Source organism: Brucella thiophenivorans, from assembly GCF_002252445.1.
Taxonomy (GTDB): Bacteria; Pseudomonadota; Alphaproteobacteria; order Rhizobiales; family Rhizobiaceae; genus Brucella; species Brucella thiophenivorans.
Genome location: NZ_NNRJ01000019.1, coordinates 389802 through 411624, shown reverse-complemented (window position 1 = coordinate 411624; position 21823 = coordinate 389802). Strand labels below are relative to the sequence as shown.

Sequence of the window (21823 nt, the reverse complement as noted above, 5' to 3'; positions counted from 1 at the left end):
TAATTAATTCTGGCGTTCAGGGACTTTAACGACGAGGCCGTCGATCTCGTCGCTTACGCGAATCTGGCAGGAAAGACGTGAGTTCGGCTGAGGTTCATAGGCGAAATCCAGCATATCCTCTTCCATCGCATCTGGCCCGCCAACCGTGTCCGTCCAGTCTTCATCAATATAGACATGGCAGGTTGCACAGGCGCATGCACCACCGCATTCCGCGTCGATGCCCGGGATACCGTTACGGATTGCTGCTTCCATAACGCTCGATCCATTGTCGGCGTCGACTTCAATGCGTGAAGCATCATCAGCGGAAACGAATATAATCTTTGTCATTTTAAGTTCCTGAACACGCCAAGACGGCGCGATTTATAGCCGTTTAACGCCCTCTTCAAGGCACAACAAGCTTCTTTGATATGTTGCAAAGGCAAATACGGTCTTATGCGCCTAGTTTCAACCACAGGAAGTCGCTCCGTAGAGAACTGCGCCAATATGCCGTTACATATTAATGGTAATGTGCTGATCACGACCCAAAATGCACGGCATTGAATCGAACTATGGGTGGAAGAAAACTATCAGTTCACCTTCTGCGCGTATTTTTGTTAACCTTTTGCCGGGGATGCGCTATAGTGATTTCTCGTATTTGTTTGATTTCCACAGAATGATCATTAACTTAAAAACGCCGGAATTCCGGGATTTTCTGCATATGAGGTCGCATTTGTTAACCTTGTATTTAAAGTTTTAGACATCTGGCCCAGGCGCCTATTTCCTTAACAAGCCTGAGCCGGTACGATGAAAAATGGCGGAATGAGTTTTGTAACGGCTCTGTAGTGATCCGGCCGTCGCAGTAATGAGTACGAGGTAGGCAAGGCTATGGCTTCAAAATCCAAGGCGCAGAAGCTCGACCACGAGGTTGAACAGGCACTTGAACAGGCACTCGACATTGATTTCGGTGACGATTTCGACATCGACATGGATATGAGTGCGCTTGACGAAGAATTCTCAGTCGATGACCTGGAAGAGCAGATTTCGCGCGCGGCCGAAGAACTCGTCGCAGAGCAGAACACGAAAGTGGTTCAAGCACCGCAAGTCTCCCCTGTCGATATTACTACTGAAGGAACTGCGAAAGCTGAAGCGATCACAACCGTTTCCGTCATTGCCAGCCCTGCAGCGCCGCCCATGCCGCCGGTTGTTCCGATCGTTCCGGTCGCCCCAGCAAACAAAGCGACAGCTTCATCAGCCGTGCCTGAAGCCGCCAATGTTACACAAAAGCCTGCCAATAAAGCCAAGCCTGTTGTTCAGGAAGCTGCTGCAACGGCTTCGGCCTCGCCTGCACCATCTGTTGTAGCCGCCACGCCTGCCACATCGCTTACGCCTGCCAATGACGATTCGCGCAATGGTCGTTCCATCGTGACTGCGCCGCGCCGCGCAACTGAGCGCTCGTCCAAGCTTTACTGGACAACGACTGCTATGAGCGTCCTTTGGGCCGCTGGTGGCGTTGCAATCAGCAAGGCAATCAGCCCGGATGTCTTCTCAAGTCTTCAGGCAACGACGAATTTCTTTACATCCCCTGCCGGCATCGGTGTTGCTGCTGGCGTCGCATTGCCAATCGCCATGTTCTGGGGCTTTGCTCACATCGTTAAACGCGCGCAAGAAATGCATGTTGCAGCCCGCAGCATGTCGGAAGCAGCGCTTAAGCTCTTGCAGCCTGAAGCTGCAGCCGGCGATCGTGTTTCCACGCTGAGCCAGGCTGTTCGTCGCGAAGTAGCTGCGATGAACGAAGGCATTGAGCGTACGCTCGCACGCGCTGTTGAACTTGAGACCCTTGTTCAGTCTGAGGTCAATCAGCTTGAACGTGCTTACAGCGATAACGAAGTTCGCATTCGTTCGCTTGTCAGCGATCTTGGCAATGAACGCGAAGCTGTCGTCAGCCATGCCGAACGTGTTCGCTCTTCCATTACCGGCGCTCATGAGCAGCTCAAGGAAGAATTGTCGAGTGCGGCCAATATCATACGCGATAATGTTGCCTCTGCATCGGAACAGCTCAGCTCGCTTTTGGGCGATTCTGGCGAACGCCTGATCGGCAGCATCAATGAAAGCGGTGGTGCGATTGCCGAAGCAATTGAAAAGCGTACCGGCGATATTGCAAACCGTATCACCACATCTGGTGAAGCCTTCTCAAGCGAACTCGATAGCCGCATTACAACGCTTGACCAGCAGTCGCGTGAGATTTCGGAACGCGTTAGCTCGGCACTTGACGAGCGTACTGCTGGAATTGCAACATTGCTCGGCGGCGCAACGCAGTCGATGATCAGCGAGTTTGATGCGCGTCTGACACAGCTCGACACAACGCTCAATGAACGTGGTCGCTCGCTTCTCACCGAGTTTGAAACACGCGCCCATGCGCTCGACAGCAGCACAGAAAAGCTCAACGCAGCGCTTGAAACACGTTCGCGTCAGATCAATGAAAACCTCATTGCCCGTACCCGTGAAATTGCAGAAACTTTTTCTGGTGGACGCAGCGCGCTGAGTGGCATGATCGATGAAACCAAGACGAAGATCAGCGATGAGCTGAATTCGATCAGTGAAAGCGTCGGTAACGTTCTCAGCGAAAAAGCTTCCGCCTTTGCCGGGAAGCTTGCAGAAAGCCGCGATGTTCTTGCCTCCTCGCTTGAAGGTGAGACCGAGCGCGTTTCTGCCGTCATTCGTGGTCATGCAGACACGCTGACTGCGCGCACGAGCGACATTGAAAATGCCATTAACAACAGTGCTTCGGCTCTTAATTCTGCTGCGCAACAGCATGCCGCAATCCTTGCTGACAGGACCAATGTTCTGCAGGAAGAAATGGCAAACAATGCATCGCGTCTGGATGCGACATTTGCAGATCACGCCCGTTCGCTTGATGAACGTGCTGCTTCGCTCAACAGCGTTATTGTTGGTAATCAGGCCATGCTGGCTCAGTTGATGGATGAACGCACGAGCCTAATGCGCGATAACTTCAATGAAAATCGGGAAGTTCTGGCACGCACATTTGATGAGCGCGTCACCTCACTCCAGGCGCTTATTGCTGATAACCAGCAAGAACTCGCACGTGTCTTTGATGAGCGTTCGCAGGCGATCAGCGAAACAATCGGCGCAAGCCGCGATGCTTTCGAAGCGACATTTACCGATCATGTGCAGCGCGTTGAAGAACGCACAAGCGGTCTCCGTTCGGTTCTCAACGATCACAACAGCACCCTTGCCCATATTCTTGATGGACATGAGCAGACCATTGAAGGTCGTACCGCCGCAATTCGTGAAACCCTTACAGAAAGCACTGCATCGCTAAGCCAGACGCTTCAGGATCATGGCGATATTCTTTCACAGCGCACCACCAATCTGCATAACGCAATTGAAAACAGCAGCGATTCCATTACCCGTGCTTTCGAAGGCCAGACTGGCATCATCGAAGAACGCACTCAGACTATGGAAAAAGCGCTGACCATTGGCGTCGACAATGTTCGTCGCGCATTGGAACACAGTGCCGGTGTTGTTGCAGGTTCGCTGCGTGAAAAGATTACAGAAGCAGCCACTGTCTTGTCAGCAGAAGCTGCCAAGGCTGGCGAAGCACTCGACGGTTTCGGTCAAAGCTTCAGTGCAGACCTCACCAGCAATCTTTCCGCCACGGAAGAGCGTCTTGGTGAACGCGCCAATGCGATTGCATCGCGTCTGTCGCAGATTGAAAGCAGCATCATTGATACAGCTGCCAAGACAAGCGAAACGCTTGCTGGCCATAGCGAAGCATTTGCTACAAACGTTGCCGATAATCTGGCTGGCACCGAATCTCGCCTGAACGAGCGTGCTAGTGCGATTGCTGGTGGCCTCGAAGCCATCGAAAGTCGCCTCACCGGGGAACTTTCGGCAATTGAAGCACGGATTGCCGACACTGCGACCAAGACCAGTGAAACACTGGCCGGTCACAGCGAAGCATTCTCTTCAAGCGTTACCGAAAATCTGTCGGGCACTGAGGCTCGCCTCACTGAACGCGCAGATGCAATTGCCACGCGTCTTGGCGACATCGGTTCGCGAATCACGATGGAACTGGGTTCTGTTGAAGCGCGCATCGCTCAGGTGACGGACACAACCGCTGTTACGCTTGAAGAACGCACACGTGAACTCAATGCAGTTCTTGCAGCTCGCTCTCAGGAAATCACCCAGATCCTCAACGACACTGCCGAGCCTCTCGTGCAGCGTCTGGCGGATAGCGGTCGCGGCCTTGCAGAGCAGCTAGAAGAAGCAACCCACGCTGCCACTGACCGTCTTCGTGCCGAAAATGCGGCACTGGTTAATGCCTTGGCCAGCCGCACGGCTGAAACCATTGCGGCCGTTCAGCAGGCAAAATCTGGTCTCTCAGACAATGTAAGTGATTTGATCGACCGCCTCGCCGCTTCCAATGGCGAACTTGGCAAGTTGATTGAAGTTGCTGCACGTAACCTAACGAGCATTGATGGCCGTCTGGTTGAGACAACAAGCAGCTTCGTCGAAAATGCCAACCGTGCAGCACAGATGTTCCAGGCCTCAACCGGCCTCATCGACAACAATATCGGCACACTGCGTGCGCTGTCCGATGGTACACTGTCGCAGATTGCCGATATTGCCGAGCGCTTTGAGGAGCATGGCAAGGTTCTTTCTTCGGCTTCTGACATGATCAGCTCTGCCCAGAATGGTCTTACTGGTACACTTGAAGATCGCCATCTGGCGCTGGATAAGTTGGCTGCAGGTCTGGTCGAGAAGTCGGAAGGCATCGAAAAGCTGATGCAGTCGTTTGAAACGGTCGTGGCTTCCGCCTTCCAGCGCGCTGAGGGGCAGACACGCACTTCAGCTGAGAAGATGCGCGAAAGCGTTGCCGAGATCGTTGAACAGGCATCGCAGAAGTTCTCTGCTGCAACCGATGATATTCGTAGGACTGCAACGGAAATCCGCACCGAACTCGACACGACACGTGGCGAACTCAAGCGAGGCGTACTTGATATGCCGGCTGAAGCCAAGGAAACGACAAGCGCTATGCGCAAGGCCGTTGGTGAACAGATCAATGCTCTTAAGGAGCTTGCTGAAATCGTCAACAAATCGGGACGTCTGGTCGATGTCGGCGAAAGCCGTGCAGACCGCCCGGTTTCTCGTCCGGTTCAAACACAGCGACCTGCCCCAGTATCGGCTCCGGTTCAGGCTCCGGCTGCACCGCGCCCACAGGCTGATGTAGCTGTCCGTGCTCGTCCGGCAGAAGCACCGAGACCCGTACAGACTGCGGCATCGGATGAAAAGCCACGCGGCTGGGTTTCTGATCTTCTGGCACGCGCTTCACGCGAAGAAGAAGTTGCAGCGCCTTCACAGGCTCAGCCAACTGTTGCTCCGCGTTCGCCAAGTCATGTGGTTGAATCTCTCAACTCGCTCTCGGTCGATATTGCGCGTGCAATTGATCATGAAGCTTCGGTTGAACTTTGGGACCGCTATCGCCGTGGTGAGCGCAATGTCTTCACTCGCCGTCTCTATACGCTGAAAGGTCAACAGACCTTTGACGACATCAAGCGCAAATATCAGACGGATGGTGAGTTCCGCCGCGCAGTTGATCGTTACATGGACGACTTCCAGCGCCTGCTTGAAGACGTTGCCCGCAACGATCGTGATAACATGGTAACGCGCACGTATCTGACTTCGGATACCGGCAAAGTATACACGATGCTCGCCCATGCAAGCGGTCGTCTGCGCTAATCCCTGATACATAAATGAGAAAAAACGCGGCTTTCGGGCCGCGTTTTTTGTCTCGTTGCAGGCACATGATACGTTAAGCAGATGTCTGTTATCGCCTAAGAGATCGGCATTTTAATGTCCCGACGATCTAAAGCCGGTCCGTATACGTTAGGAGTAATTCCTGAAACCTTGAATCCTAGAGTGGTTCATGTTTGACGGGAATCGCTGGAGCCACTCTTTCTATTTTTTCACGCAATATCCTACGCAAAGCCGCTATGCACTGTTGCGGGGAATGCTCTAATTGCTGAAAAAATCCTGAACCAGGCTGGGTCTTTGTAATTACCGGTTCATCCAATTTCGCCAATAAACATGCTTGATCCAATTGGATATTTGTCAGTTGCTTACCCAACCCACGTCGCGGCATCGATTTCAAAACAATTCTCCAAGACCGAGATATTTGCCGATTTTTTGCGTCAGCAGTCGGTTCGCCACATTTAGCGACTGAACCATTAGAGCGCGTTACGATCTGATTGAATCAGATCGGCGCTCTAAATGTTTGTTTTGACGCGCATCTTGGTCCGAAAACCGTTTCACACTTTTCGGGATGTGCTTTAAGTGTCAGAGCCAAATAAAGCTGCCCATAAATTCTTGGCGCTCTTCCATTGCAAGGTAGGTCGATAGCTTGTTTTCGAATATCGACAAATGTGTTTCAAAGTCACTGGCTTCGTAAGATTGAGCAGCGGTATTCTTATTATTATGGCTCGCCGGTAGTCCTCTGCATCTTCATTGAAATTTGTTGATCAGCTATAAGGCTGAATTTAAGTCAATAAAAAAGGCAGTTCGGATAACACCAAACTGCCTCGAATTATTGATTTATCAGCTTTCAGAGCGACGAGACGGTCCAGCCGACAATTTCACTGGCTACGCGTTCGAATGCACCATCCAGCGCTTTGACATATTCGCCATTGGACGTGCCATATACTGGTGTTGTAGCGCGGAAGACGCGCGTTGCACGGACTTCGCCATTCTTGTCGTTCATCAGCTTGACGGCAATTTCCACAACTGCCGCTCTCTGAGCGCCATAGGCCTGAATGCTGAATACGCGCAGATCACTGAGTATCTGGTAATTGATAGCCAGACCATCGCCAGGACGTCCTACACCGCCAAAAGCGCCAGTGTTTTCATAGGCCTGAACGAGACGTGATTGCACGATATTCGGCAGCCTGTCGCCCCATTGTGCGCCTTTGAGATACTCAATTGAGCCGGGTGCGGTGTTGACAACAATATTCTCGCTATCAAGCGCCTTCAAAGCGCTTGGTGCCGGAACCAGAATTTGGAGGTTCTTGCGGTTTGCTGACGCTGACTGCGTTTGCTGCGGTGCCGAAAGATTGAATGTATCGAGTGGGGTTGTTGTTCCGCAGCCTGCAAGCATAGTTACAAGCAGGAGAGGCAGAATGAAACGATAGTGGGATTTTGTCACGACAGAACCTGTATTGGACATTAATGACGCGTCCTTCCGTTATACTGCGGTACACTGCCGGGGCCACCAAAAAACAAGCGCTGCGGATTACGCTCAATATCGGTTACAGCCTGTTCTACACGCTGTACAGCGCGACGGCTATCACCAATCAGCGCCTGAACATCACTCAACCCCTGACCGGAGAAGCGTTCAAGATTGCTTGCAATCGGGGTGATACGCTTATCCAGATTACTGGAAAGCTGGCGAATGGATTCAAGTGTAGCCTTGGCTTGTGCAACAATGCCATTTTTATCATCACTGGAGAGAAGCTGATCTGCCTTTGCAATAACATTTTCAACACGGGCAGAAGCAGCATTGAGACGCTCCATCATCTGCTTTGCTTCCGCAACGATCTGATTGATGTTATCGGCATTGGAGCCAAGCTCATCAATAACATCCGCATTCTTTGCCAGTGCGTCTGTAAAGGTCTTTGTATTGTTGATGGTGTCAATCAATGGCCCACGAGCTTCTTTCGCAAAGCCTTCCAACTCGCCCAAAACGGAATTTGCGCGTCCAAAAATATCCTGCGCCGTCGCAAGGAGATTGTTTATCGATGAAGGATCAGCATCAATTCGGGCAATCGTGTCTTCCTTGGCTGCTTCTGTGAGCAGATTAGGTTCTTCGAGGCTACCACCATTCAATTCAATATAGGCCTGACCGGTCAGGCCTTGGAAGCCGAGCGTTGCCTTTGTGGAACGGGTGATCGGTGTGGACGCGTTGACGCGGGTTTGCACGATAACCATGCTTGGATTGGACTCATCAAGGTGCAGACGACGAACATCGCCAACCTTGATACCGTTGAACAGAACCTGACTGCCGATGCTAAGACCGGTCACAGATCCGGGAATGCGAACGTCGAGCCCTACGGAATCACGCGCTTCGCCGTAGCGCGCAATCCAATACACGAAAGCGAAAGCCAGCAGGCTGACGACTAACGTGAAAACTCCTACCACAACGTAATTGGCCTTAGTTTCCATATCTTATCCAGTCTGCAAACGGCTGTCAGGCCGTCTTCTGCTCGTCGATGAAGTATCAATTTGACGCGCGCGCTTTCCTCGGAAATAGGATTTAACCCACGGATCGTCTACAGTCAGCATGTCCTCAATGGAACCGCTAACCAGAATTTTTTTATTGCCTAGAACTGCAATCCGGTCGCAAATTGCAAAAAGACTGTCGAGGTCATGCGTTACCATGAAAACAGTCAGACCCATAGTATCGCTTAGATTGGCGATCAATTCGTCAAAGTCCGCCGCACCGATCGGGTCAAGACCAGATGTCGGCTCATCAAGAAATACGATGTCGGGATCGAGAGCCAAAGCGCGGGCCAATGCTGCGCGCTTGATCATGCCGCCTGAAAGTTCAGATGGAAACTTATCTGCCGCATCGGGATTGAGACCAACCAAATCTATTTTCAGACGTGCCAGTTCATCCATCAGTTTTGGAGGAAGGTCCAGATATTCGCGCATCGGAACCTGAATGTTCTCAAGAACGCTGAGCGCAGAAAACAATGCACCATGCTGAAACAAAACGCCCATACGCATATCAATGGCCATTTTTTCAACATCGGTCAGCTTATCAATATTGTTTCCCAAAATCTCGATCTGGCCGGACTGCTTCTTGTTCAGACCCAGAATAGTGCGGGTCAGCACAGACTTACCTGACCCTGAAGGTCCGATGAAGCCAAGGACTTCACCCTTATAAACATCAAGTGAGAGATTATCGAGCACAGGCGCGCGACCGCCGAAACCAACGGTAACGTCCCGAACCGAAATGATCGGTACAGGTGTACTGCTGCTTTCTGCGTTCTGTGCTGGCTGCTGATTATCGATGATATTCTCCATATTTATTGTTTATCCGAGCATGACCTTCAACAGAATAGTATGAAATAAAACTGTATAGGTTTTGTCTGCAACTGTGTCCGAAAGACCCCACAATTTCTTATATATAGGGCTTAGAAATCGATTGCTGCGTAGAACATCGCAAACATACCGTCGACAACAATGACGACGAAAATTGATTTAACCACAGAAGCAGTCACGCGACTGCCAAGTGATTCTGCGCTGCCGCCAACCTTCATGCCTTCAACAGAAGCAAGTATGCCGATAATCATTGCCATAAAAGGCGCTTTAATAAGGCCTGCAAAATAAGTGTTAAGTGCGACTGCGTCGTGCAAACGGCTGACAAATGCTTCCGGCGAGATATTCGAATAAAAATAAGTGACGGCGGCGGCACCCACCAGAGCGGACAAGTCGGCAATGATCGTGAGAAGCGGTAGAATCACGACCAGGGCGACAAGCCGAGGGAAGACCAGAACGCCGACCGGATTAAGCCCAATGACTGTGAGCGCATCGGTTTCCTCGCGCATTTTCATCGAGCCAATTTCAGCCGTGATCGCACTGCCTGATCGACCTGCGATCATGATGGCAGTCAAAAGCACGCCGAGCTCACGAAGAACAAGAATGCCGACCAGATCGACGACGAAGATTTCAGCACCGAAGTAACGAAGCTGGAATGCACCCTGCTGCGCAATAATGGCACCCACAATTGTCGACATGAGGACGATAATCGGAATCGCGCCCACGCCCATCCGGTCTATCTGTTTGACGATGGCCGGGAATGGAATGCCGCTGCCACGCCCTGCTTTAAGCTGTGCACCGCGAATAGTCGCACCGAGAATATGCATTGCCATCAGGAAATCCTGATAGACTGATGCAACACCTCGACCGGTAGAATCGAGCATTTTTATGAGGAAAAATGGCTTCTGAGTTGGCTGCACATCCAATGTGCGTTCTACGGAATTTCCGACCTCTTCCACAAGCGGTAGCCATGCCGGTTTAATGCCTTCAAGCTGCACATCGATCTTGTGAGACAGCAGGCGTTGGCGCAGGCGTTCTATCAACCAGGCACCAGCCGTATCAAGGCTTTCCACACCAGATGCATTGATGATCGCTGCTTGCGAGCCTCCAATATTTTCGAGCTCGCGCATTTTCTTGTCGACGATGCCAACGTTCTGCGAAATCCAGCGTCCGCTCAGGCTGATATGGCGTGCGCCATCCTGTTCGGCCAAATCAATCTTTGGCGCAACATTGGCGCTCCCACTTGTTTTGTCGTCAGCGTCGGTCAACATGGCCTAACCTCTTAAACGAGTCGTTGCGCGACCGAAATACTGCGTACTGGAAGCCATAGCCATGCACAAAAACTTGAAAATCATCTCTGAACGCTACCCTATTGCTGGGAAATTCACAATCTCCCGCGGCTCCAAGACTGAAGCTTTCGTGATCGTTTGCGAGATCGCCCAAGGAGACAAGCTGGGGCGTGGCGAATGTGTGCCTTATGCACGCTATGGCGAATCAATTGACAGTGTAAGTGCGCAGATCGAGGCGGTGCGCGGTGCCATCGAGAACGGTGCAACGCGTCAGGAAATTCAGACGATTATGGCCGCGGGTGCCGCGCGCAATGCAGTTGATTGTGCTCTCTGGGATCTGGAGGCAAAGTTAGCCGGCAAAACTGTTGCGGCTTTACTCGGACTATCAACGCGTCCACTTGAAACGGCCATCACAGTGTCGCTCGGTACGCCCGAAGAAATGGCGGAATCGACTGCAAAAGTTGCGCATTACCCGCTGATCAAGGTCAAAATGGGTGGAGATAATGACATCGCGCGTATTCAGGCGGTTGCAGATGCAGCCCCCAATAGCCGTATCATCATTGATGCCAATGAAGGCTGGACCGATGATAATATTGTAGAAAACATGAGTGCTGCCGCAAAGGCTGGTGTGGTTCTGATCGAACAGCCCCTGCCCGCCGGAAAAGACGAAATTCTAAGCCGTATCAAGCGTCCGGTTATCATCTGTGCCGATGAAAGCGTGCACACGTCGATTGGTCTTGAAGACCTCGCGAAACGTTATGATGCTGTGAACATCAAACTCGACAAGGCTGGTGGGCTGACCGAAGGGCTGATCATGCGCGAAAAGGCCATTTCGCTTGGCCTAAAGGTCATGGTTGGCTGCATGGTCGGAACATCGCTTGGCATGGCGCCTGCCGTATTGCTCGCACAGAAAGCTGATGTTGTTGATCTCGACGGCCCGCTCCTCTTGGCGCAAGATCGGGTTCCAAACCTCCGATATGATGGTGCGCTTGTTTATCCACCAGAAGCTGCCGTTTGGGGCTGAGCGTTCGCGCTATAGCCTTGTTTACTAACGCTGTGCGTTGAGGCAAGGACATTCTCAAAAATATCTGCACAAGCCTCCCATGTGAAAGGCTTCAGAAGCTCTTCAGGATTAAATTCCGACATTTCAAGGGCTTGCAAAGCTGCAGCCCTCAAATCTTCGGAAAGAACACCTGCCCCGGTTGCACCGATAACGTCTTTCGATCCGGGCACGGGAAAGGCCGCGACTGGTAATCCAGTTGAAATCGCTTCCAGTAAAACGAGACCAAAAGTATCGGTTCTACTCGGAAAAACAAAGACATCGGCTGATGCATAGGCTTGTGCCAGTGGCTTTCCCTCTTTTTTGCCGACAAATACGGCTTCCGGGAAGCGTGCTTTCAGATTTTCAAGTGCGGGGCCATCGCCCACGATCAGTTTGGTGCCCGGTAAATCCAGCTCCAGAAATGCTGGCAGGTTTTTTTCCGTTGCAACGCGTCCGACGCAGATGAAAACCGGTTTGGGAAGCTCGCTTTCCACTTCACTGCGTGCATAAAACAGCGATCGGTCAACCCCTCGCGTCCATAGTTCCAGTCCCGTAAATCCACGGTCCTGCAAGTCGTCGAGAATGGATTGGGTCGGAACCAGTGTGTGCGACGCAGCATTGTGGAAACGGCGGAGAAAACTATAGGTCCAACTGAGCGGAATCGGGAAGCGATCCCTGACATATTCTGCAAAACGCGTATGAAAGCTTGTCGTAAAGCTCCAGCCCATTTTGAGACATGCCCTGCGCGCCATAAAGCCAAGTGGGCCTTCGGTGGCGATATGTACGTAATCGGGCTGTAACTCAACAAGCCTTCGCCGGAAAGCGGACGGTGTCGTCATTGCCAGACGGATTTCAGGATAGGTTGGGCAAGGAACGGAGCGATAATCCTGCGGCGAGACAACAGTCACCTCATAGCCGCGTGCCGTCATCAGTTCACAGCATTTCGCCAGCGTTCTGACCACGCCATTGACTTGCGGATGCCAGGCATCGGTAACGATGACGAGTTTCTTCATCTGCTGCCATTCACCGTTTTTCTGGTTGCTCTGGGAAGCCTGATTATTCTGCCGCTTTCCTGCACAGCCGGAACAGCTGGCTTTTGTCCGAGACGTTCAGTCCATTCCAGTAGTTCCATCCGCCCATCAAAATGCTCGACAACGGCCGTACAGCTTTCAACCCAGTCACCTGTATTGATGTATTCAACGCCATTCATCTTGCCGATGGTTGCGTGGTGAATATGACCGCAGATGACACCATCCACACCGATGCGCTGTGCTTCTTCGGAAACTACATCTTCGAATTTCCCGATGAAATTAACAGCCTTTTTGACACGAAACTTTGCCCATGCCGAAAAGGACCAATAGCGCAATCCGAACATCGCACGCACACGGCTCATGACCGTGTTGATCCAGATTGCGGTGTCATAGGCCCAGTCACCGAGATAGGCGATGAAGCGTGCATTGCGCACGACCACGTCGAACTGGTCGCCATGGATGACCAGAAATTTGCGACCATCGGCGGCTTCATGGATCGCTCGGTTCATCACTTCTATGCCGCCAAAATGCGTACCCTGAAAATTTCTCAGAAATTCATCGTGATTGCCGGCGATATAGATGATCGTTGCGCCCTTGCGGCTTTTGCGCAGCAGCTTCTGCACAACATCATTGTGTTCCTGCGGCCAGTGCCAGTTGCGACGCAGACGCCAGCCATCGACAATATCGCCAACCAGATAGATCGTTTCGGCCTCATGGCAGCGCAGAAAATCCAGAAGAAGTTCGGCCTGAGCCGCTTTGGAACCAAGATGCACATCCGAAATAAACAGAGTGCGATATTTGTTTGGTTCGATCGGTTCTTCGCTCATTTGGTTGTCCTTTCGTCTGGCAACCCGCATTTGAGCGCAGAAAACCCGATTCATGTCACAGGCATATGACGGGCTTTGGGGAGTGAGTAACTGTTGGACATTTCCGCGCGTCAACCAGAATCCAGTTGATTGCTGCATTGGCTTGATGGCATGTCTACCGCCATGAAAAGAGCAGTTTCGTTCGAAATGCTGTTCAATTGCGGAACAACTGCTTCTCAAAATCGGGCCTATAGTGATTTGATAGATTGAGATAATAACGATATTGGCTGAAAAGGCGCGAATAAGCGTCAATGCGCGGTTTGACTCCGACTGCGCGTATGAATTGGAAAGCGATGCTAAAATGACCAACAAGAAGACCCCCTCCACTTCAACGCGTTCAGATTTTGATGAAGCGGCCCTGTTCTTTCACCGCTATCCAAAGCCTGGTAAGCTGGAAATTCAGGCCACAAAGCCTCTTGGCAATCAGCGCGATTTGGCACTTGCTTATTCGCCCGGCGTTGCAGCCCCTTGCCTTGCGATCCACGATGATCCTGCATGCGCTGCCGAATATACGGCGCGCGGTAATCTGGTTGCGGTCATTTCCAACGGTACGGCGGTTTTAGGGCTTGGCAATATCGGCGCACTTGCATCAAAGCCAGTGATGGAGGGCAAGGCAGTCCTCTTCAAGAAGTTCGCAGACATCGACGTATTCGACATTGAAATCGACGCACTTGAAATCGATCGTATGGTCGATGTGGTCTCGGCACTTGAGCCGACTTTCGGCGGAATCAATCTTGAAGACATCAAGGCACCTGAATGTTTTGAAGTTGAAGAACAGCTTCGCGCCAAGATGAATATTCCGGTTTTCCATGACGACCAGCACGGAACCGCAATCATCGTTGCCGCGGCCGTTTTGAACGGTCTGGAACTGGCTGGTAAAACTATTTCGGATGCAAAGATTGTAACGTCTGGCGCGGGTGCTGCTGCCCTTGCCTGCCTCAATTTGCTGGTTAATCTCGGCGCAAAGCGCGAGAATATCTGGGTCTGCGATCTCGAAGGCGTGGTCTATGACGGCCGCAACACGCTTATGGACCGCTGGAAGGAAGTTTACGCACAGAAGACTGACGCGCGCGTTCTTGCCGATGTTATCGGTGGTGCAGATGTGTTTCTCGGACTTTCTGCTGCTGGCGTTCTCAAGCCTGAACTGCTCAAGCAGATGGCTGACAAGCCGCTTATCATGGCGCTTGCCAACCCGAATCCTGAAATCATGCCGGAAGCCGCACGCGAAGTACGTGCCGACGCGATGATCTGCACCGGGCGTTCAGACTATCCAAACCAGGTGAACAACGTTCTCTGCTTCCCTTATATTTTCCGTGGCGCGCTTGATGTGGGTGCGACTGCGATCAACGAGGAAATGAAGCTTGCAGCTGTTCGCGCTATTGCATCGCTTGCTCGCGAAGAGCCTTCGGATGTTGCTGCCCGCGCCTATTCCGGAGATACACCGACTTTCGGACCAAACTACATTATTCCTTCGCCGTTTGATCAGCGTCTGATTCTGCGCATAGCGCCTGCCGTCGCCAAGGCTGCAATGGAAAGCGGCGTTGCCACACGTCCAATCGACGATTGGGAAGCCTATATGGACAGGCTCAATCGTTTTGTTTTCCGCTCGGGCCTCATCATGAAGCCAGTTTTTGCCGCAGCGCGTGCACAGAAAAAGCCGATGCGCGTGATCTATGCTGATGGTGAAGATGAACGCGTATTGCGCGCAGCACAGGTGGTTATTGAAGAAGGTATCGCTTCGCCAATCCTTGTTGGTCGTCCGAATGTTATTGAAACACGTTTGAATCGCTATGGTTTGAAAATTCGTGCGGGCAAGGATTTCGAACTGATCAACCCCGAAGACGATCCGCGTTACCGTGATTATGTTGATCTTTATTTGTCCTATACCGGTCGTCAGGGTGTAACGCCTGAAGCAGCACGTACAATCGTTCGTACGAATTCGACCGCAATTGCAGCCCTGGCTGTGATGCGCGATGAAGCGGAAGCGATGATCTGCGGTTTGGAAGGCCGTTTTGAGCGCCATGTGCGCGTTGTAAAGCAGATTATCGGTAAGTTGCCGGGCATCAGCGATTATTCCGCATTGAGCCTGCTCATTTCGCAGCGCGGCGCACTTTTCCTAACCGATACTTATGTGAACGTGGAACCAGAACCCGAACACCTTGCCGAAATGGCAATTTTGGCCGCAAAAGAAATCAGCCGTTTTGGTATTGAACCAAAGGTTGCACTGGTTTCACATTCGAACTTCGGCTCAAAGGAATCTGCAAGCGCGGAGAAGATGCGCCGAGCCGCAGCCCTTCTCGCAGAGAAGGCACCGGACCTTGAGTCCGATGGTGAAATGCATGGTGACTCGGCACTGTCACAAGCGCTTCGGGACCGTGTGTTCCCGAATTCGCGCTTGAAAGGCGAAGCCAATCTGCTGGTTTTCCCTAATCTTGATGCGGCAAACATCACGCTTAACGTGGTCAAGACCGTCACAGATGCGCTGCATGTTGGCCCTATCCTGCTAGGTACAGCACGCCCTGCACATATTCTTACACCTTCTGTTACTTCGCGTGGCGTGGTCAACATGACGGCACTTGCTGTTGTTGAAGCACTGCAAAGATCAGGTGAAATCAACCAGAAAGCGTAATTAAGAAACAAATATATAAGTAATATAAGGATAATGAAAACGCCAAGTATTTAAATAATACTTGGCGTTTACGATTTTTTAACTGTAATAAATAAACATTCACACATACGAACAACGGGATGGGCTTGTTCTATGATGACTGTTTTTAAGACATTTATAAATTTACCTGCAGCATTATTCACTGTCGCGACAGTTGGTTTATTGAGTGGATGCACAACAACGCAATCTTTACAACCTTGTAGCACTCAGGAAGCTGCACGATTGAACGCACATATCGCGCCTACAAAGGCACGACTTGACAGAAACCAGAACCAACTTTCTCGTATTCGAGTTGATCTGGCAAAAGAACGTTGCAATGGAAGTTTGTTTTCGCCAGCAAGTAAATCTTCTCAATGCGAGAGACTGAAAACACAGGAACAAAAGCTTGTGTCGGACAGCCAAACTCTTTCGGAGAGACTTGTAGAAATAAACTCAGCCATTGCCGGAAAGCCCCATGCCGGGCAGCATGTGAAATCATGCTCGGCAAGCTGGTTGCCGAAACGAAGTGCGCAAAAACCGGCACCAGCCAGAAAATTGGTCAAAGTGCCGGTCAAGGCCGCCGCAAAGCCGGCGACTAAGGCTCCGCACACCGCAGGTCTTCCCGTCGAGGATTACGTGGTGCCGGCCTATTCGTCTTACCGGTCAAGCACGCCAGAACCTGTTGCTTATACACCATCGCATCAGCCAGTATCGCTAGCTCCAAAGTACATAGCGCCAGTTGCAGCGACACCGCCTCTTGAACGGGTTTATTCGCACAGTGCAAAGGTTAGAGTGATCGGCTCTTCGTTCTTTCCGGACCAATCAAAACCAGTAGGTCCGCAAGTTCCGGACCATGCGCCTGCCCCGTAAGAGCCAAACGCAAGGGCATAAACAACGTCTTGCCCTTGCGGCCAGTTGCAGCTTTGACCGCGTCTGTCCAGCTTTTCCACGTCTGATTGTCCCACGGGGCTTGGGGGAGTAATGTGAAGGCCTCTTTCACGAAAGCCTGATCTTCTTCAGACAGGTCAGGTTTTTCGGGCAAATCACCATTGATGATCTGCCACCAGTGGGTTGTATCATTGAAGCGTTCAAGATTACCGCGCACGGACAGCCAGAATTGCTCTGCCTGATCACCGCTGATACCTAACGTTTCGAGGCGGTTTTTCGCCGTCTCGTAAGGCATTTCATGCAGCAATGTGCGATTGAGCGTATCGAGTTCTGATGGATCAAACTTTGCCGATGATTTTGAAATCGCAGCGAGATCGAAGCGTTCTGCAAGCGCATCCATGTCGGTTGCTGCAGAAACAGATTCAGAGGTTCCGATCAGAATAGCCAGTGAAGCAACCGACATCGGCTCATAACCGCTTTCGCGGAGTGAGCCGACAGACAATGCGCCAGAGCGCTTGGAAAGACCTTCGCCAGAAACCGTGGTCAACAGGTTGTGGTGACCGAAGACAGGCGGCTCAGCACCCAGCGCTTTGAAGATTGCAATCTGAACGCCTGAATTGGTGACATGATCGTCGCCGCGAATGATATGCGTGATACCAAGATCAATGTCATCGACGACAGATGGCAGCGTATAAAGGTAAGTTCCATCTTCACGAACCAGTACAGGATCGGACATTGAGGCAAGATCGACGGTCTGTGGGCCGCGAACCAGATCGTCCCAATGCACTTCGGTGCGGGTGGTTACAAATGGATTGCTCTCGAAGTTCGGCAGCAGAAAACGCCAATGTGGCTTGCGGCCTTCGGCTTCAAAATCTGCCTTTTCCTCATCTGTCACCTTAAGCGCTTCACGCCCGTAAACCGGTGGAAGGCGACGAGCCAGTCGCAGCCCGCGACGACGCTCAAGCTCTTCGGCTGTTTCATAGCAGGCATAAAGAAGCCCTGCCTCTTTCAGCTTCACGACAGCTTTTGCATAAACATTAAAACGCTTCGACTGATATTCAACGCGATCAGGTGTCACGCCGAGCCATGCGAGGTCAACGGCGATGGCATCGGCGTATTCCTGCTTCGAGCGCTCAACGTCCGTATCATCGTAACGCAGAATGAATTTCCCGCCGTTCTTCTTGGCGTAGAGCCAGTTTGAAAGCGCGGTGCGCGTGTTACCAATATGAATATAACCCGTCGGTGACGGTGCAAAACGAACTGTAACGGTCATTATAAATCTTTCAGCGGTCGCGGAAGCGGTTCGTTATTGGGTAACGACGATCACGTCCGAAATTCTTCTTGGTAATTTTGACACCCGGCGCCGATTGTCGGCGCTTATATTCAGCCAGATTAAGCAAATGCTCAATGCGTTGTACTGTTTCCAGAACATGGCCACGCGCAACAATTTCGGCATTGCTCATCTCGTTTTCGACGAGGCATTCCAGAATATCGTCAAGCACCGGATAAGGCGGGAGGCTATCCTGGTCGGTCTGATTTTCGCGCAATTCCGCGGATGGCGCTTTTGCGATGATATTTTGTGGAATCACTTCTCCAGAAGGACCGAGGCTGCCTGTCGGGACATGGCTGTTGCGCCATTCCGACAATGCATAGACCTGCATTTTGTAGACGTCCTTGATGGGATTGAAGCCACCATTCATGTCGCCATAAAGCGTTGCATAGCCGACTGACATTTCCGACTTGTTGCCTGTTGTCACAACCATGGAGCCGAATTTGTTGGAGATAGCCATGAGGATGGTGCCGCGTGCGCGACTTTGCAGGTTCTCTTCGGTAACGCCGGTTTCAGTGCCTTCAAATAGTGGCTTGAGTGCTGAGAGGAAACCTTCGACGGGTTCTGCAATTGGCACAATATCGTAACGCACGCCGAGCGCCTTGGCGCAATCAGCAGCGTCTTTGAGCGATTCTTCCGATGTATAGCGATAAGGCAGCATCACGCAGCGCACACGATCCTTGCCAAGCGCATCGACGCCCAGAGCTGCGCAGATAGCCGAGTCGATGCCCCCTGAAAGACCAAGCACCACGTCTTTGAAGCCGTTTTTGTTGACGTAATCACGCAAGCCTAACATGCACGCCGCATAATCAGCTTCGAGATCTTGCGGTAGTTTTGCTTTCTCGCCGTCTTCGCAGCGCCAGCCGTCGCCTTCGCGCGTCCAGACCGTCAGCGTGATTTGTTCTACAAATTGCGGCATTTGCAGACAAAGACTTTTATCAGCGTTGAATGCAAATGAGCCACCATCAAACACCAGTTCGTCCTGCCCGCCCATCTGATTGGCATAAAGCATGGGAAGTTCAGTTTCGATGACTTGCTTCAAGACAACCTGATAACGGCGGTCGATCTTGTCGCGATGATAGGGCGAGCCATTGGGCACGAGCAAAATCTCAGCGCCGCTCTCGGCAAGCGTTTCTGCAACACCAAGTTCGCCCCAAATATCTTCGCAGATCGGAATACCGATACGAATGCCGCGAAAATTAACAGGTCCAGGCATTGGGCCGGGCTGAAAAACACGCTTTTCGTCGAACTCGCCATAATTGGGCAAATCAACCTTGAAGCGTTCCGCAATGATTTCGCCGCCATCAAGAACGGCAATTGCATTATGCAGGCCAGCGTCGCGTCGCATGGGTGTGCCGATAATGACGCCCGGTCCGCCATCAGCGGTATCTTTGGCAAGTTCACCAACGGCCTTTTCACACGCGGCAACAAAAGCAGACTTTAAAACCAGATCCTCAGGCGGATAGCCAGCAATGAACAACTCGGTGAACATGACAAGGTCGGCGTTCATTTGGGTGGCTGTTGCACGCGCCGCCCGCGCCTTTGCAAGATTTCCGGCAATATCGCCCATAATAGGATTGAGCTGTGCAACGGCTATACGAAGCATATCAAGATTCTCGCTAACGCTGATCATGCTCAAGCTTTAGCGCGCTTGTGCAATTAATTGCAACGGATGGTGTTGAAGAACTGCCGTTCTTTGTCAGATCAGATAGGTTGTAAAAAGAATATAACCCCACACTGTGGCGGCAAAAATAGATGCGATCAACACTGCCAGCGAACCGCAGTCCTTGGCAATTTGTATCTCTTTATGGAAATCGCGGGAGACCGCATCGCACGTGGCTTCAATACCCGTGTTGAGCACTTCAACCAGAATGAGGAACAGGATTGATCCTGTCATGAGAAGAAATGCCAGCCAGCTTGGGGCAATCAAGAACGCGATTGGAAGCGACAGCAAAAAGAGAACCAGTTCCTGCTGAACGGCCTTTTCATGCTTTGCCAAGTGTCTGAGAGCACGCATTGAATTAAGAAACGCTAGCAATATTCGCTTCATCGATGCCCCCAACATGAGTTTCCGTGACGATCAATAAGCGAATTTATCCGAATTACAACAGGGCGGAGAATGAATTCTCCGCCCTGCGGATAATCAAAAGTGGTTTTGTTCGATCAGGCGTTAACCGCCTGCTTTTCGGCACCCAAATCACGTTCCTTCTTCAGCAGCTCTGCCAGAAGAAAGGCCAGCTCAAGCGCTTGATCGGCATTGAGACGTGGATCACAATGCGTGTGGTAACGGTCATGCAGATCTTCCGCCGAAATAGCGCGTGCGCCGCCGGTGCATTCGGTGACGTTTTTGCCGGTCATTTCGATATGGATACCACCGGGATGCGAACCTTCGGCGCGATGGATCGCAAAGAAAGATTCCACTTCCTTGAGGATACGATCGAACGGACGCGTCTTGTAACCGCCTGCGGTGATCGTATTGCCGTGCATTGGGTCGCAAGACCAGACGACCTTGCGGCCTTCACGTTCAACTGCGCGGATAAGCTGCGGCAGATGATCGCCGACCTTGTCGTAACCGAAACGAGCGATGAGCGTCAGACGACCTGCTTCATTTTCGGGGTTGAGCTGGTCGATCAGACGAATGAGATCATCCGGCTGCAGCGATGGACCGCATTTCAGACCAAGCGGGTTCTTGATGCCACGGCAATATTCGATATGCGCATGATCGGCCTGACGTGTGCGGTCGCCAATCCAGATCATGTGACCTGAAGTGCCGTACCAGTCGCCCGAGGTCGAATCGACGCGTGTGAGCGCTTCTTCATATCCAAGCAGCAAAGCTTCATGGCTGGTGTAGAAATCGGTTTCACGCAGCGAGTGGTTGCTGTCGGATGTGATTCCGATAGCGCTCATAAAGTTCATGGTTTCGGAAATGCGCTGAGCCAGTGCTGCATAACGCTCTGCCTGTGGGCTTTTGCCAACAAAGCCGAGCATCCACTGATGCACGTTCTCAAGGTTCGCATAACCGCCCTGCGCGAATGCACGCAACAGGTTTAGCGTTGCCGCTGACTGACGATACGCCATGTCCTGGCGCTGCGGATCAGGGATACGCGAAGCTCCATCGAAATCGATGCCGTTGATGATGTCGCCACGGTATGAAGGCAGTTCAATACCATTAAGCGTTTCCATATCGGAAGAACGCGGCTTGGCGAACTGCCCCGCGATGCGGCCAACCTTAACAACGGGCTTGGATGCACCGAATGTCAGTACAACGGCCATCTGCAAAAAGACGCGGAAGAAGTCGCGAATGTTATCCGCGCCATGCTCTGCGAAGCTTTCAGCGCAATCGCCGCCCTGAAGCAGAAATGCCTTGCCTTCGGCAACAGCTGCAAGCTGTGATTTAAGCTTTCGCGCTTCACCTGCAAAAACGAGCGGTGGATAGGTACGAAGGCGAGCCTCAACATCGGTCAAAGCCTGTGCGTCTGGATAAAACGGCACTTGCTTGATCGGTTTGTTTCTCCAGGAATTCGGGGTCCAGTTCTTCGTCATTTCACACCTGTTTTAATTATCCGCGCGATTTCTCTCGGATTAGTTCCTCCTTGCACGAAAGCCGGAATCCGTTAAAGCAAGACAATTGAATGTC

The 21823-nt window shown here is 51.7% G+C and carries 14 protein-coding genes; 3 read left to right on the top strand and 11 right to left on the bottom strand.

What is annotated here, in order from left to right; genetic code table 11:
• Positions 1-3: 3 nt before the first annotated feature.
• The gene (locus CEV31_RS11490) at positions 4-327 is read right to left on the bottom strand and encodes a 2Fe-2S iron-sulfur cluster-binding protein (protein WP_094507163.1); all 324 of its coding nucleotides are present in this window, start codon (positions 325-327) and stop codon (positions 4-6) included.
• Positions 328-864: 537 nt separating this feature from the next.
• Between CEV31_RS11490 and CEV31_RS11485 the strand changes: the two genes are divergently transcribed.
• A complete protein-coding gene (locus tag CEV31_RS11485; protein WP_094507162.1) occupies positions 865-5739 on the top strand; it encodes an apolipoprotein A-IV repeat region-like domain-containing protein in 4875 nt (1624 codons plus the stop codon).
• Between the two features lie 862 nt (positions 5740-6601).
• Here CEV31_RS11485 and CEV31_RS11480 read toward each other — a convergent pair.
• The 4 genes from CEV31_RS11480 to CEV31_RS11465 form a co-directional block, all read right to left on the bottom strand.
• Positions 6602-7219, bottom strand: coding sequence for an ABC-type transport auxiliary lipoprotein family protein (locus CEV31_RS11480; RefSeq protein ID WP_094507161.1), 618 nt, complete (start codon positions 7217-7219; stop codon positions 6602-6604).
• Positions 7219-8214, bottom strand: a complete 996-nt coding sequence (locus tag CEV31_RS11475) for an MlaD family protein (RefSeq protein ID WP_094507160.1) — start codon at positions 8212-8214, stop codon at positions 7219-7221. Before CEV31_RS11475 ends, CEV31_RS11480 begins: the two co-directional genes overlap by 1 nt.
• A gap of 3 nt (positions 8215-8217) precedes the next feature.
• A complete protein-coding gene (locus tag CEV31_RS11470; protein ID WP_094507159.1) occupies positions 8218-9078 on the bottom strand; it encodes an ABC transporter ATP-binding protein in 861 nt (286 codons plus the stop codon).
• 110 nt (positions 9079-9188) lie between these two features.
• Positions 9189-10364, bottom strand: a complete 1176-nt coding sequence (locus tag CEV31_RS11465; RefSeq protein ID WP_094507158.1) for an ABC transporter permease — start codon at positions 10362-10364, stop codon at positions 9189-9191.
• A gap of 61 nt (positions 10365-10425) precedes the next feature.
• Between CEV31_RS11465 and dgcA the strand changes: the two genes are divergently transcribed.
• Complete coding sequence (gene dgcA, locus CEV31_RS11460) at positions 10426-11406, top strand: N-acetyl-D-Glu racemase DgcA (protein ID WP_094507157.1); 981 nt, start codon at positions 10426-10428, stop codon at positions 11404-11406.
• On the opposite strand, the gene CEV31_RS11455 is transcribed toward dgcA, so the two are convergent.
• Entirely contained in the window at positions 11376-12437 is a 1062-nt protein-coding gene (locus tag CEV31_RS11455) for a glycosyltransferase family 4 protein (RefSeq protein WP_094507156.1), read from the bottom strand. The two genes, dgcA and CEV31_RS11455, sit on opposite strands and share 31 nt — an antisense overlap.
• On the bottom strand, positions 12434-13282 hold the full coding sequence (locus CEV31_RS11450) for a UDP-2,3-diacylglucosamine diphosphatase (protein ID WP_094507155.1): 849 nt from the start codon (positions 13280-13282) through the stop codon (positions 12434-12436). Before CEV31_RS11450 ends, CEV31_RS11455 begins: the two co-directional genes overlap by 4 nt.
• A gap of 340 nt (positions 13283-13622) precedes the next feature.
• Here CEV31_RS11450 and CEV31_RS11445 point away from each other — a divergent pair, with 340 nt between their 5' ends.
• A complete protein-coding gene (locus CEV31_RS11445) occupies positions 13623-15950 on the top strand; it encodes an NADP-dependent malic enzyme (protein ID WP_094507347.1) in 2328 nt (775 codons plus the stop codon).
• Positions 15951-16755: 805 nt separating this feature from the next.
• Here the strand turns inward: CEV31_RS11445 and gltX are convergent.
• The 4 genes from gltX to CEV31_RS11425 all read right to left on the bottom strand — a co-directional run bounded on the left by gltX (position 16756) and on the right by CEV31_RS11425 (position 21729).
• Positions 16756-18129: a glutamate--tRNA ligase gene (gltX, locus tag CEV31_RS11440; RefSeq protein WP_094507154.1), complete on the bottom strand. Its 1374-nt coding sequence runs from the start codon at positions 18127-18129 to the stop codon at positions 16756-16758.
• Positions 18130-18139: 10 nt separating this feature from the next.
• A complete protein-coding gene (locus tag CEV31_RS11435) occupies positions 18140-19819 on the bottom strand; it encodes an NAD+ synthase (RefSeq protein WP_374846884.1) in 1680 nt (559 codons plus the stop codon).
• A gap of 66 nt (positions 19820-19885) precedes the next feature.
• Complete coding sequence (locus CEV31_RS11430) at positions 19886-20236, bottom strand: diacylglycerol kinase (RefSeq protein ID WP_094507345.1); 351 nt, start codon at positions 20234-20236, stop codon at positions 19886-19888.
• Positions 20237-20349: 113 nt separating this feature from the next.
• Positions 20350-21729 (bottom strand): class II 3-deoxy-7-phosphoheptulonate synthase, encoded by a 1380-nt coding sequence (locus CEV31_RS11425; RefSeq protein WP_094507153.1) that lies wholly within the window; start codon positions 21727-21729, stop codon positions 20350-20352.
• Positions 21730-21823: the final 94 nt, after the last annotated feature.